Source organism: Dyadobacter sp. SRI_021 (assembly GCF_057586235.1).
Map to the genome: position 1 here is coordinate 85697 of NZ_JBYCZM010000016.1, position 13588 is coordinate 99284.

The window sequence follows — 13588 nt, forward strand, 5'->3', positions numbered from 1 at the left end:
TGTTATGAAGTTTTTTAAGAATAAAAAGAACCTCTTGTTACTCGCGCTAGCCATCATTATCGGCTACATTGTTTACGACTCGGCTTCGCAGCCCACTGTGGCCGATCTGCAAGGCGGCTTTCGGGAAGTGGCCATGTACCGCAACGAGAACAACACGGGGCCGATCATTCGTGTGTATGCCGTGAGTGTGGGAGATACACTTTCGAAGGATATGCGCCAATACGGCGACCTGATGCCCTACACTAAATATGGCACCACAACAGTCTATTTTTTCAATGCCGCAAAACCGATCCCGGGCAACCTGGTCGCTACGGAGCCCCATTTCGAACCAAAATTCGCCGCCGGCTGCATTGCCGTGTACCGTAAAGACGCCAATGGGCAGGTTTCCTTGGGGCCCTTACCTTGAATATTTTTTGAACAGATATAATACAAATGACTGCACTCGAAATCGTACAACAATATTATGAAGCCTTCAATGCGAAAAACTGGAAAGGTATGCTCGCATTGCTCCACCCTGAAGTAAGACATGAAGCCAACCAGGGCGACGTGCGCATCGGATTGGAAAAATTCACTGCATTTCTCCAAAAAATGGACGAGGCCTACGAAGAAACACTGACCGACATGGTGTTTTTCAGCGAGCCGCAGAACAAGCGCGTGGCCGTGGAATTCGTCGTAAACGGTATTTACAAGCAGGCCGAAGAAGGCCTTCCCGAAGCGCATGGACAATCGTACGTGCTACCGGCCGGCGCATTCCTCGAAGTGACCGATGGCAAGATCAGCCGTGTAACCACCTACTACAACCTACCGCTCTGGATTGAACTCGTTTCCAAGCCATGACCGCCGAACTGACATTCGTTCGAAAAACCGGAGCGGGCATTGCCGAAGTTTTCAATGACCTCGCCAGGCTCCGCATTGCCGTTTTCAGGGATTATCCCTATTTGTACGAAGGTAGTGTGGAATATGAATTGGGTTATTTGCAAACCTACCTGCAATCGGAGCGCTCTCTTCTCTTTGCCGTTTATGACGGCAAGAAAATGGTGGGTGCCACCACCTGTATTCCACTGCAAGACGAGACAGCCGACGTCCGCAAACCTTTCGAGGACGCCGGCTTTGACATAGGCGCTATCTGCTATTTTGGCGAGAGCATTCTTTTACCCGCCTACCGCGGACATGGACTGGGTCACCGATTTTTCGACGAGCGCGAAGCGCATACACGTAACCTGGGCGATTTCGAAACTTGCTGTTTCTGCTCCGTCGACCGGGGCGACAACCATCCGCTTAAACCATCTGACTATCGCCCAAACGACGCATTCTGGCTTAAACGTGGTTACCGTAAGGAACCCGCATTACAAAGTACCATGGAGTGGCCCGATCTGGGAGAAACTACCTCTACGCCCAAAACCATGATTTTCTGGACCAAACCCCTCAACCGCTAGCTACCATGCAGCAAGTAACCATCGCTTCGGCGCAATATCCTATTACCGAACATGCGGATTTCGCCTCATGGCAGCGGCATACCGAGAAATGGGTGTCGGACGCCGCCATTCGGGGTGCCGAGCTAGTGCTTTTCCCGGAATACGGGGCAATGGAGCTGGTGAGTATTTTCGGGAATGAGGTGCGCAACGATATCCGGCGCCAGATTCACGACTTGAATGATCTGAGGGCCGATTTCTGCGCGACTTTTGAGGCATTAGCCCGGAAATACCGCGTCATTATAGTCGCACCGAGCATTCCGGTGATCGAAGGTGGCAAGAAACTCAACCGGGCCTTCGTATTCTCGGCCAACGGGTTGGCTGGTTATCAGGACAAATTTTTCATGACCCGTTTCGAAAACGAGCATTGGGGTATCGACAGCGCTCCGAAACAGCTTACAATCTTTGAAGCCTCGTGGGGCAAATTCGGCATTCAGATCTGTTACGATGTCGAATTCCCGATTGGCGCACAAAAACTCTGCGAAGCCGGCGCCAATCTGATTCTCGCACCAAGCTGCACAGAAACCATCCGCGGCGCCACACGTGTACACGTCGGTGCCCGCGCCCGCGCACTCGAGAACCAGGCATTTACGGTAGTGTCCCAGACCGTCGGCGAAGCATTATGGTCGCCCGCTGTAGACCTCAATTACGGCTACGCGGCATTCTACACTACGCCCGATAAGGATATGCCCGAAGAAGGCATTATCGCCACCAAAAACCCGCAGGAAGAAGGTTGGCTGATCCAAACCATCGATTTTTCGCTTACCGACGAAGTACGCAGGGACGGGCATGTATTTAATTTCAGGGATCAGTCACGTATGTCCATCGGACTGGCGGAAGAAGCGGTATCTATCGTTTTCAGATCCTTATGAAACAAAATAGCTGCACTCAAATTGAATGCAGCTATTTAACCTCTCTCTCGTAAACCTCTATTTCGCCGTTGTTTCAGCGCGTATTGAAGATAGCTGGTCAAGGCGGGCCGCTATGGTTGTTAGCTTTTGATTAATTGCTTGGTTATCTGTCCGGAAAGCGGCATTTTCCGCTTCCAGCTTCGCATTTTGCTTCGCCAGTTCCTTTACGGACTCAATCAAATGCGGAATCAAACCCGTATAATTCAGTGATTTGAAGCCCTTCTCGTCCGTTTTTACCAGTTCCGGAAACAGCGCCTCCACATCCTGGGCGATCAGGCCTGTCTGGAGTGATTGATCGCGATCTTTGTCTTTCCAGTAGTAATGATAGCCTTTCAAATGCGAGAACCTTTCGAGGCTGGATGCAAGTGGGGAGAAGTCGCGTTTGAGGCGGCGGTCGGAGGATTGAATTACATTCCCGTGCAAGTAGCCATCTCCTATCGCGTCGATCCAGAAGCGCCATCCATTGTTGATGTAAAAGCCAATTTGCGTATCTGTTTTCATGCCCATGAAGCCATCTACAACATTTTGAGAGTTATTGAAATGGATGCCGGATGTGGAGCCATTGTGTTTGATTCTTATTCTACCGCCTACGTCAAGTAAGAACTCGGGTGCGATTGTATTATTCCCTATCCCAAAATTTCCACTTCGCAACAAAGTCAATGCACTTTTCCTGTCGATACTTGAAGTTCCGTTTCCCATTTGGAACAAGACGTCAGTTGGTTTGATATTGACGGGATCTGCTACATCCGGAGTGGCATTAAACATTCCCGCAGCAAACTCCCCTTTAAACCTGCTTAGTATACCCAACCCGAGAGCAGTAGCAGACGGTCCAGAAGCGATAACCTCCTTTCCGATTGCAACAGCATTATCACCAGTCGCCGTCGCACTAAAACCGATTGCGTTAGATGCAAGCCCAGTTGCAGAGGTTTCAAGGCCAACCGCAAAGCTAAAATCACCTTTCGCTTGATTGTTCCCGCCGAAGGCAACCGATTTAGCCCCAATTTGAGAGCTTTCCCATTTCCCATTCAGTGACTCGCCTGCGCGGAATGCCCCTTGCAATGGGTACCAAATCAACCTGTTCCCATCGCCAATTGTCGGCAGCAAATACTTTTGAAGATCAGGATCGTTTATAGAATTCGGGTCATTCGGATCAACATCAGGTCCGAATTCAAACTTCTGCACCACCGGATAGCCATCGTTCCATTTAGTCGACTCCTTTGCTTGCATGGCATAAGGCACGCTAAGCATCTCCGTCGTACCTAAATCGGTATACGCCGAGCTGCCAAGCGGGTCCATTTCGAGTTGGAGGAAATGCGGGAACGTTTTCCACGGTATAGCGGCAAATGTGCCACTTACAACAGTACCGCCTCCAATTTGAATATTGCAAATGCCGATGGCGTTTGTCTGCGCGGTGTGTGTCTCCTGATAAACGACGGTTCCGCCCGTTGTTTCGGAATGAATCGTAAGACGGAGACCTATCAAGGTATTGGCAGCAACCTTCCCGTCCGCCTTTCTTGCCAACCCTTGAAAACTAACCTGCTGAGGAGCCTGCGCAATGCAAGTGAGACCTGAATTGTAAGAAAGGTGCAAATTAAAAGTGCTTTCATCATGTGCTGTTTTAAATAACGGAGAGAAACGGATATCCGACCCACCGCCAAAGAAGAGACGATAAAAGCAGGGATTGCAAAAAGAATGAGCAAATGGCAGAAATAGACATAGCATCGGTAAAATAATAACGTACTCAATGCAAAGGCCTGAATATGGCCTTAGGGCGCAGAGAGAACGAATTCATAATCTCCAATTAACAGGTTAACGTATAATGGTCTGATTACGGATATATGCATGTGAAGTAGGACTCCGCCAAGATAGCTTCGATATAAAGAATTGTACTTTTACAATACAGACCTCTTCCTGCCAAGATCATACCAAGTGGCTCCCTGATTTATTTATAAATAGTCTTATTATAATTAATTATTATTGTAAAACAATTTTAATAATATGTAATCATTTGTAAATCAATTAACTAAAAATATATGTACACATTTGGATACATATATTCTATTCTGACAAACAACTAAATTGACTCCAATAAGTATTATTTTTACAAACACGTATACCGCCAAAACGTTTAGTAAGAAATACTTTACCAAATTCACAATAATGTAACTATTTCAAGATATTGGAGGTATATTGGTCTAGCATTATTTAGTTACTAAACGTCCTCAATCATGAAAACTCTTTACCTATGGGTATGCCTTGCCCTCGTGGCGATTCACATCCCCTCCAAGTCCTTCGCGCAGTGCGCGTTGGTGGAACCCGCAATTGAATTAAACAGTGTTTCTTCCAGCGGCGGCAATTGCAATGTGAATGTCAACCTTTCATTCACAATCAATAAAAACAATGGCAACAAGTTCACCTACGTGCATTTATGGAAACCTACCGAGTATCCCGACATTGATTACAAAAAAGCGCCGAAAGCAGCTGACCTAGGCAGCGTACTTGCAACACTGGCCATCGATACAGACGGAGCTGTGTCTCTGTTATCGACTTACAGCGCCGATGGGACCGTCATACCTTTATATACAGGACTAACTATTATGGAAGAAGACCTGGGAGGAGGATTGACTCGTATAACCATCAATAATATCCAGTTCCCGGTGCCAGGTGCGTGTGAAGATCTCCCTATTCTGAAGGGAGACGTATGGTCGAGCCAGGCATCCAGTGCAAACCCTCCGGTTCACTGCTATTCCGAAGGCTTCAACTTGCAAATCAATGACCCGGTCATTACAGGTAAGATTAACTGCAATGAACCCGAAGGGCCTCGTACATATGACCTGAGTATCATTTCGACTAACCCAACCGCATTTGAGGTTTCGTATACATTATACCTGGACGACGGCGTATTGACAAACGGAGTAACGACTTTCGGTGCCGGTGACGAAGCTTTCTATACAAGCGGTCCGACCAACCTTTCCACATCACAGCCTATTCAAAGCAAGGACGAGAATTATCCATATGATTTCCTGGAAGACAAACGTACTATATGGGTAGTACTGACCGGCCCAAGCCTACCCAATGCAATCGTAGCTGAGTTGCAGAATGGCTGTACAATCACATTGCCCGTCACCTTGTCACGCTTTAATGGAACGCTGCTGAATAATGCGGTCAGTCTTTCCTGGACCACTACAGAGGAAAGCGGTAGCAGCCATTTCAATATCGAGAGAAGTGCTGATGCGAAAGAATTTATTCAACTGGGCCGCGTAGAAGCTAAGGGCAACTCGTCGGTAACCCAGCAATACAAATTCATGGATATCAAACCTTTGACGGGAATTAACTACTACCGCCTCAAAATGGTTGATGCCGATGGCAAGTTTGAATTCTCGCGGATGATTTCCATTGACAACGGCGCCAATAGCGTCGCATTCGAACTTCTGGGAAATCCGGCATCGGGGAAGGAAATCAAATTCTTGCTTAAAAACGAAAACGCCGCGAATGTGGGCCTTTTTGATTTGTCAGGCAAGGCCATACGGTTCTCGCTAAGTCAAACCGGCAACGAGTTTACCCTGAAACCTAAGGGTGGCATTTCCTCAGGGCTTTACATCCTTTCGTTGCAACGCAGCAATGCCAGTGCGATCACCAAAAAAGTACTGCTGCCGTAGTCCACTGAATCCCTCCCTTACAGAACGCCCGCCGGAATGTTTCGGCGGGCGTCTTGCTTTTATCAGTTACCCAATACCCGCTGCACGTGGTTTACCGAAATGCATCGGCGTCATTTCCGAAATTCTTCCGGATATAGATAAGTACCTACGCCGTTTCTTCCACCCCCAAAAAATCGTGTTCAGGCATCAAATCATCATAAGGTCTTACTCCCACTTGAATAGGCCCTTCCTGCCTTTGGGAAACTATTACCAACGATTATTCACAACCGCTGCCGCAACACCGGAGACTGGCCCCATCTCGGCGGCCTGTTCCAGAAAAAACGACACTCTGCACTCTCTGAGGCATGTTACTTTTAAAAGAACATTTTTGAATATTCACTTTTGACAAAATTCATTTTCCTCATTATGAGTATATTACGAAGTTGTAGAGATATTTTTATTTTGAAATTGAAATCTTATCCTTTAAACTTGTTGTAGATTTTATTTTACACATGGTAGCTCATAAGTAAAATAACGTCTACATATTGCTAGTGGAATTCCAATTTGAATGGAAGCTCTGTCTGGACAGTAACTCACTCAACGTTAAAAGACATGATGGAAAATCCTTACCAACGGCTCTTGCCACACGGCAATGTATCACCCAGTTCAGGGTGGGCCCATCCAGGGCAATTTGATAATCCTACCCTACGTTTTAAGTATCCAATTTCGTGGACTTCCGTGTCGGAAAGGTCCAACCTACTTCCTCTTACTGATAATTGCGAAAATTCCTTTTGGAATGCAGGAAAAGCACGTGCGGTCATGACCATGCTTCATAACCAAATGGGTTATCAGATGGTCTGACAGGGAACATATAGCAGTATCCGTTCGCTTCATGCAGCTTGCCTTACAGAGGCAATGCCTGGCATTATTATGCGATGGGATACCAGACTGTTTACGACCGGTAATCAGCCAATGTTGGTCAGGCCTCCACAGGCCCGCTGACCCGGGAAAATATTGAACTCATTGAACCAATTTAATAATCCGCCGAATATCCTTTTTCACTAAATCTAACTCGTATGAAAACACGTACTCTGAGATTACTCACCCTTCTGATGTTCCTCACATTCTTCCTTTATGAATGTAAGGACAAAGAAGCGGATTCACTCGAACCAGCCAATACCGAGCTTTCCAATCAATTGGACAAGTTGGAAATGGCTCCTACCACACTTGAAGAGACACCGGACGTCAAACTCGTACCCGGAAAAGTGGAAGCTTCGGCTAAAACGCAGGAACTCAACAAATCGCTCAGCACAGTTACTGCCAGCAACATTCCTGCAAGCGTTTCAAAAGCCGCCGAAGAGGTATCGGCTTCGCTTTCACAGGCTGACATCAAGGCTCTGAACGAAGTTTCACCTGCACAAGCTAGCAAATCAGTGCTCAACTCTGAGCAGGTGCGTGCTATCCTGAACAAGGCATCTGCCGATGCGAAACTTCAAAGCTATCTTTCATTGCTTACTGCGGCCAAGGTAGAAGGCCTCTCTGACAGCAAAAGAACCGGTGCAGTAACAGATGGATCTGTCACCAGCCCCGCGATCGAAGCAGGTAATACTGACGACTGTATCGCCCGTGCGAACGAGAAGTTTGAAAAAACCAAGGAGCGTCTGGACGACAGCAAAGCAAGAGAGCTGGGAAAGATCAATGACAACTACAACAAGGACCTGGAACGCATTCAGAGAAACCTTGAAAAGTGTACAGGCGAAAACAACGCTGCGTATTTCGAAGCGCTTCGTCAGGCTGGCATTAAGGTTGCAAACGACGCATTGGCCGCATTAGAAAAAGTAAAACCATTCCTGCGCCCTGGCCAGTACGAATACCTCAAAGCACTGATCAATGTCCAACTGCTCGACTATCTGGACAAAGTGAATCAGTTGGAAGCAGCGAAAACTGCTACCTGCACTGAAATCGCTGAAAAAGCGAAGGCACGTGCAGAAGAGACCAAAAACTCAAACACTGCCCGCGTGGAAGCTAATTACAATGATGCTCTTGCAAAGGCGATCGAGTTGAGGGATAAAATGATCGAAAACTGCCACAACCAAGGCGGCGGTAAATAACGATACGGCGGATGATTCAATTTGTTAGAGGCAGAAGGGGGAATGTATTGTTTCCCTTTCTGCTTGCTCTATGTTTGAGCTCCCATATACACGCACAAACGAACATTTCGGGCAAGCCAGGCCTGATCTACATTCCCTCGGCCCAACAGACAAACGACGCTGCGCTCCAGTTTGGCTACCATTTCAATCCGATCCGCTATGGATTCAGGTACAACCGCAGGAATTCGGAGGGAATTTATTTTGCCAATGTGACATTGCTGCCCAGGCTGGAAATCAACGTGAACCTGCTTCGGATCAATCACGAGGTAAAACGCGGACAGAAAGGCATTGGAGACCGCCAGTTGGATATCAAATATGTCTTTTTAAAAGAAACTGCTAAACGCCCCGCAGTCGCGATTATTCTTTCCGCTCCGTTCGGGATCGATAACTCCTTATCTACCAACGCGCTCATGGCGAGTAAAACGTTCTCCCTGGGTAACCGGATTTATGCAGACGTTACGGCCGGATTCGGCAGCCCTATTTACGTCCAGCGCGACGAATCGGAAAAAAGCAACTACAACATTTTCGAAAGTCTCGAGATCATTAAGAAAAAAGACCTTGCCTATCGCTATCTGTCGGGGCCGTTCGGCGGTTTCAACTTGCGGTTCGACAACAAAGCAGGCTTCATGGCCGAATGGGACAGCCAGCATTTCAATGCGGGCCTCTATGCTACCCTTTTCAAACGCTGGACCATTCAGGCAGGTGTACTGAATTTCGATCAGATTACCTTCGGCACTTCCTATGCGGTGAATATGCTGCCGCTTCCGAGGAGATTGCGCACCTATCAGGAGGCGGCCCGTGCCAAGCCACCCAAAACTGCACCGGCTTCTGAAAAAGAAAGATTACTCAATAATTTTGAAAATCTAACCATTGACTCTACGTCAGAAAAGGTAGTTTACGAGCAGCGACTTTACCGCAATCCGTACGTCGGCATGCTCGAAATGGAACGTGCTCTGCCTGATTCGGGCAGCAGGGAGTTTATCCCAATGTTCCAGGGGGTGCCCATCGGGGCTTACAAAATGGGCAAGCGACTCAGCTACCGCCAACTTGCTAAAGACGAAATGCCCCGCCCAGTTTTTTTGCTTAGTAAATACAAGCTTGATTTCTGGCTTCAACCAGTGTTTGCAGCCAATTTCGGCTACCGGGAAAAAACGCTGCAAAGCAACACAAGCCTTTTACTCCAAACCCAGTTTTACCTCTGGAAAGGACTAGCCCTGAATGCCGGCGTGCTGTTCCCGATTACCAACGACATGGACAACCGTCCTAAAATCATCCGTCCGGCCCCTGTTTTCCTGAACCAGTTTCTGGCATTCGGAAAACATTTTGTAAGTGCTTCGGCGGGCTATTTTTACAATGATCAATACGGCGCGAATATCCAATACCGCCATCACGACCTATCCGGCCCATGGTCCTTCGGTCTCGAAGGCGGACTTACGGGGCTCTATTATTACACCAGAAGCGGGATTTATTACGAAAAAATGAATAACCTGCTGCTCATTGCCGATGCCGCTTACCGACTTTCAAAACCGGACCTGACATTGAAATTGTCAGGTGGGAGGTACCTTGCCGGCGACGAGGGGGCTCGGTTTGACCTCATACGTCAGTTTACCAATGCGGAAATTGGTTTGTATGTAATGAAAACCCAGAACGGAACAACCGCAGGCTTCAATTTTGCGGTCCCTATTCCACCCGGAAAGATCGCCCAGGGCAAGAAAATCAGATTCCGGACGGCCGATGAATTCCGCTGGGAATATAGTTATACTCGTGGATTTCGGATAGGCGAACGCTATCGCACCGGTTACCAGTTGGATCAAAAATTGCGTCAATACCACACCGATTATCTCAACAGACAAAGACCGTAATGCACAATTGCCCTGCGAACCAAAGAGCGTTCCGCAGGGCAATTTACTTCAGGTTTTAAAAGATGCTATCGTTCGAACGTAAAACTCTTAATGTCCCCGTATGCAACCGATCCGTCCGAAAGCAGTGCATACGCACGGTAGAAAAAGAAGTATTTGCCCTGGAAAGCATTACCCGTGTAGACGAAATTATTAACACCCATGACTATCGGCTGGTCAAACTGCATTCTCGCACCATGCTCAATCCGCGGCGTGTAATCTGTATCATTTTCCGCCCGGAAAAAACTCAGGTGCAAAATTCCGTATTCCGTTACCGGCAGATCGCCCAGCGAATCAGCCTGCACTTTAAACCGCATTTTGAAATCATCGGTATACTCGAATGCGGGCGTACTCAGCTTTATTTTCTTTGGAACAACATGGTCCTGTAAAGAACATGCATTGAGACCGACCAGAAAAAAAAGCGCTATAAATGTTCGTAAATGGCCTTTCATGAGATTTTTTGACTAATGATAAATGATTTCCTCCATTATCACAGACCAGAATGCTCACCGAACCGCTGCCTACGCTACGCTAATTTCTCCTTAAAAAAGTCGATTGTACGTTTCCAGGCCAGTTCGGCAGCTGTCTTGTCGAAACGGGGAGTCGTGTCGTTATGAAAACCGTGATTGACCTCGGGATAAATAAATGCAGTGTACTCCTTATGGTTTTCCTTCAATGCCTTCTCATACGCTGGCCAACCTTCATTCACGCGCGTATCAAGCCCGGCGTAATGCAACAATAACGGTGCTTTGATACTCGGAACGTCCTCAGTAGCCGGCTGTCCACCATAAAAAGGCACTGATGCCGCCAGATCAGGAATGCGTACGGCCATCATATTGGCAATACCACCGCCAAAACAGAACCCTACTACGCCGATCTTTCCATTGCAATCCCTGTGGTTTTTCAGATACTCGTAAGCCGCAATAAAATCTTCCTGCATTTCATTCCGATCACGCTTGCTTTGCAATTCGCGTCCGGCGTCGTCATTACCGGGGTACCCACCCAAGGGAGAAAGCGCATCCGGCGCAACAGAAATGAACCCAGCCAATGCCGCTCTGCGCGCAACGTCTTCGATATGCGGGTTCAACCCCCGGTTTTCATGTACCACCACAATGCCTCCTAGTTTCCCCACGGCATTGGCAGGCTTAGAGAGCAGAGCCTTGATCGTCTTCCCGCCCTTGGGTGAGTCATAATTCACATAATCCGATTGCAAGCGAGGGTCTCCCGCCTGAACTTGAATCTGGTCTTTGTAATCCGGCATTAAAAAGCCCATTAGCGAGGCCACCGTCACGCCACCCACTGCGTAGGCCGACAGACTATGAACAAAGTTGCGACGATCAATACGGTCATGCGCATAGTCGTCGTAAAGGTCGAATACCTCCTGCTTGATATCTTCTTTTCTAAGCCGGGCCATGGGAAAAGGGGTTTGTGTGAAATGGATATTTATAAAGTTAGGAGTAAAATCAGTCTCACATACGTTTCTACCTAACTCCAACATAATGAAATGTTTATTTTGCAATTGTATCTGGTATTAGCAATTTTGTCACTACCAATATATACTTTCACATATTCCTCCAACATATCTAAATATGCTATGAAAAAACTGCTTTTACCATTTCTGCTTTTATCGTTTGTGTCAAGTTTCGGGCAAGGATCGCTGGAATCGGATCGCTTGGCATTAATCTCGCTTTATAACTCCACCAATGGTTCGGCCTGGTTTCAAAAAGCCGGCTGGAATCCAGCTGGTATCCCCGGTGATAGCCCCTGTGGTTGGTATGGAGTTACATGCGAGGGTGGGCGCGTAACCGGGTTAAACTTACTACAAAGTGGCCTTGACGGTAGCATTCCTCCCGCCATCGGCAACCTAGACCAACTAAAGACACTGATACTTGGCTGGACAGCTCTGACCGACGCGCGCACCGCGTATAATCCACCCTATTTGCCCATTCCTACCGAAATCGGCAACCTTACCAACCTGGAACACCTCGATCTGAGCGGGGATAACGGTATCAACTACGACATTTATGGCGGCTTGCCGTTGCCCGGCCCTCTACCCGCAAGCATCGGAAATCTTACAAAACTCACTTACCTTAATCTGAGTTGCATGCTACGGGATATGATGTACCATGGCTCGCTCGATGGCCCTATTCCAAACACGTTCGGCAACCTGGTCAATCTAAAATATCTGAATTTGGGAAATCAGCAATTTTCAGGTGCTATCCCGTCAGAGCTAGGTAACCTCACCCAACTCGAGTATTTAAATCTAAGCGGCGCCAATCAATTTAGCGGCACAATCCCCGCTTCGTTTAACAACCTTACTAACCTGCAATCACTAGGTCTACGCTACTCTAACTGCTGTGGCGAGAGCTACGGAACGCTCACCGGCCCCGTTCCCACGCTAACGGGTATCCCTGTCGCTGCGAACGTCGATATCAGTAACAACTCCTTTAATTTCGAGGGGCTAGATTCGAATATTAGCCGGATCGATTTTTACGCCAATCAAGCAAAAATTAACATTAGTTACGACGCCCAGGCGAAACTACTTACTGCCGAGGCAGGCGGGAATATCGCCAATAACACCTACAAATGGTATCGATATAATACACTGATCGCCACAGTAACCGGCAACAAAACCTATAATGTCGTCGAAGATGGAACTTACCATGCGGAGGTCTCAAACAGCACTGTACCGGGCCTCACACTTACTACCGAAAACCTAGTGGTAGCTATGCTTCCCGTAATACTCGTCTCATTTTCCGGCAGCAACGAAGGAGAGCAAAACATCTTGGCCTGGAAAACCACTTTTGAAAGCAATAGTCGGGGGTTTGACATTGAGCGAAGCTGGAACGGGACTGATTTTGCGAAAATTGGCTTTTTGCCAAGTAGAGGCGACGGTAACGCTGATAGAGATTATAATTTTGTCGACAAAAGCCCGCTTTTTACCAGCTATTATCGTCTCAAACAATTGGATTTTGACGGCACATTTGCCTATTCAAGAGTTATTTCAATTCAAAATCAGAACACGTACGTCATCGCATATCCGAATCCGGCTACAGACCATTTCTACCTCAAAAACCTGAAAGAAAAAGAGGAAATTGTGATACGGAATTTACAAGGGAAAATCATGAGCACGCAAATCGGTGAGCCGGGCAAGCCATTGACAACAGCTGGCATTGCGCCAGGCTTATACACGATCAGCGCATCTCGTGTGGCGCAGAAGATCGTTATCATAAAATAGGAAATAGAAGAAGAGGTGAACACCAGACCCCCAAACGCAAAAAAGCATCCTTTGCGGGATGCTTTTGTTGTTGTTAGTAATTGTGGCGGCTAGGCTGCGCGCCCCGCCTGCTTTACCGGGTTTGAACCGGGACGCGTAGTCCGGGACGCGTAGTTCAAGTATCATCGGCAGCGCCGCTTAGGCAGCCCCGCTTAGGCAGCCCCGCTTAACTTCTCTGTTGGGGCCGGGGTCGCGCTCGACCGGCTGGCGTACCACTGGGAAGAGGTGAACACCAGACCCCC

General features: G+C 47.7%; 11 protein-coding genes. 8 read left to right on the forward strand and 3 right to left on the reverse strand.

Translation table 11 applies throughout. The annotated features are described in order from the left end of the window. Positions 1-4 precede the first annotated feature (4 nt). Genes AC2YIT_RS30000 through AC2YIT_RS30015 form a run of 4 tightly spaced genes read left to right on the forward strand, consistent with a single transcriptional unit; the run spans position 5 to position 2344 of the window. Positions 5-406: a hypothetical protein gene (locus AC2YIT_RS30000; RefSeq protein ID WP_487281619.1), complete on the forward strand. Its 402-nt coding sequence runs from the start codon at positions 5-7 to the stop codon at positions 404-406. Positions 407-432: 26 nt separating this feature from the next. Continuing rightward, positions 433-837 carry a ketosteroid isomerase-related protein gene (locus AC2YIT_RS30005; RefSeq protein ID WP_291034839.1) on the forward strand — a complete coding sequence of 135 codons (405 nt, stop codon included), beginning with the start codon at positions 433-435 and terminating at the stop codon, positions 835-837. Continuing rightward, positions 834-1436, forward strand: coding sequence for a GNAT family N-acetyltransferase (locus AC2YIT_RS30010; RefSeq protein ID WP_487281620.1), 603 nt, complete (start codon positions 834-836; stop codon positions 1434-1436). Before AC2YIT_RS30005 ends, AC2YIT_RS30010 begins: the two co-directional genes overlap by 4 nt. A gap of 5 nt (positions 1437-1441) precedes the next feature. Further along, entirely contained in the window at positions 1442-2344 is a 903-nt protein-coding gene (locus AC2YIT_RS30015) for a carbon-nitrogen hydrolase family protein (protein ID WP_487281621.1), read from the forward strand. A gap of 57 nt (positions 2345-2401) precedes the next feature. Here the strand turns inward: AC2YIT_RS30015 and AC2YIT_RS30020 are convergent, their stop codons facing one another. Next, positions 2402-4105, reverse strand: coding sequence for a tail fiber domain-containing protein (locus tag AC2YIT_RS30020; RefSeq protein ID WP_487281622.1), 1704 nt, complete (start codon positions 4103-4105; stop codon positions 2402-2404). A gap of 506 nt (positions 4106-4611) precedes the next feature. On the opposite strand from AC2YIT_RS30020, the gene AC2YIT_RS30025 reads away from it, so the two are divergent. The 3 genes from AC2YIT_RS30025 (at position 4612) to AC2YIT_RS30035 (ending at position 10033) form a co-directional block, all read left to right on the forward strand. Continuing rightward, complete coding sequence (locus tag AC2YIT_RS30025; RefSeq protein ID WP_430851467.1) at positions 4612-6042, forward strand: T9SS type A sorting domain-containing protein; 1431 nt, start codon at positions 4612-4614, stop codon at positions 6040-6042. A 1055-nt stretch (positions 6043-7097) separates the two neighbouring features. Further along, a complete protein-coding gene (locus AC2YIT_RS30030) occupies positions 7098-8132 on the forward strand; it encodes a hypothetical protein (RefSeq protein ID WP_487281623.1) in 1035 nt (344 codons plus the stop codon). Between the two features lie 74 nt (positions 8133-8206). Then, positions 8207-10033 (forward strand): YjbH domain-containing protein, encoded by a 1827-nt coding sequence (locus AC2YIT_RS30035; protein WP_487281624.1) that lies wholly within the window; start codon positions 8207-8209, stop codon positions 10031-10033. A 65-nt stretch (positions 10034-10098) separates the two neighbouring features. On the opposite strand, the gene AC2YIT_RS30040 is transcribed toward AC2YIT_RS30035, so the two are convergent. Next, complete coding sequence (locus tag AC2YIT_RS30040) at positions 10099-10521, reverse strand: hypothetical protein (protein ID WP_430851461.1); 423 nt, start codon at positions 10519-10521, stop codon at positions 10099-10101. A 74-nt stretch (positions 10522-10595) separates the two neighbouring features. Beyond that, on the reverse strand, positions 10596-11483 hold the full coding sequence (locus tag AC2YIT_RS30045; protein ID WP_487281625.1) for a dienelactone hydrolase family protein: 888 nt from the start codon (positions 11481-11483) through the stop codon (positions 10596-10598). Positions 11484-11663: 180 nt separating this feature from the next. Here AC2YIT_RS30045 and AC2YIT_RS30050 point away from each other — a divergent pair, with 180 nt between their 5' ends. Beyond that, the gene (locus tag AC2YIT_RS30050; protein WP_487281626.1) at positions 11664-13307 is read left to right on the forward strand and encodes a leucine-rich repeat domain-containing protein; all 1644 of its coding nucleotides are present in this window, start codon (positions 11664-11666) and stop codon (positions 13305-13307) included. Positions 13308-13588: the final 281 nt, after the last annotated feature.

Excerpts from the sequence above, each read along its gene's own strand:
- AC2YIT_RS30000 (WP_487281619.1), top strand. The coding sequence starts at position 5 with ATGAAGTTTTTTAAGAATAAAAAGAACCTCTTGTTACTCGCGCTAGCC.
- AC2YIT_RS30005 (WP_291034839.1), top strand. The coding sequence starts at position 433 with ATGACTGCACTCGAAATCGTACAACAATATTATGAAGCCTTCAATGCG.
- AC2YIT_RS30010 (WP_487281620.1), top strand. The coding sequence starts at position 834 with ATGACCGCCGAACTGACATTCGTTCGAAAAACCGGAGCGGGCATTGCC.
- AC2YIT_RS30015 (WP_487281621.1), top strand. The coding sequence starts at position 1,442 with ATGCAGCAAGTAACCATCGCTTCGGCGCAATATCCTATTACCGAACAT.
- AC2YIT_RS30020 (WP_487281622.1), bottom strand. The coding sequence starts at position 4,105 with ATGCTATGTCTATTTCTGCCATTTGCTCATTCTTTTTGCAATCCCTGC.
- AC2YIT_RS30025 (WP_430851467.1), top strand. The coding sequence starts at position 4,612 with ATGAAAACTCTTTACCTATGGGTATGCCTTGCCCTCGTGGCGATTCAC.
- AC2YIT_RS30030 (WP_487281623.1), top strand. The coding sequence starts at position 7,098 with ATGAAAACACGTACTCTGAGATTACTCACCCTTCTGATGTTCCTCACA.
- AC2YIT_RS30040 (WP_430851461.1), bottom strand. The coding sequence starts at position 10,521 with ATGAAAGGCCATTTACGAACATTTATAGCGCTTTTTTTTCTGGTCGGT.
- AC2YIT_RS30045 (WP_487281625.1), bottom strand. The coding sequence starts at position 11,483 with ATGGCCCGGCTTAGAAAAGAAGATATCAAGCAGGAGGTATTCGACCTT.
- AC2YIT_RS30050 (WP_487281626.1), top strand. The coding sequence starts at position 11,664 with ATGAAAAAACTGCTTTTACCATTTCTGCTTTTATCGTTTGTGTCAAGT.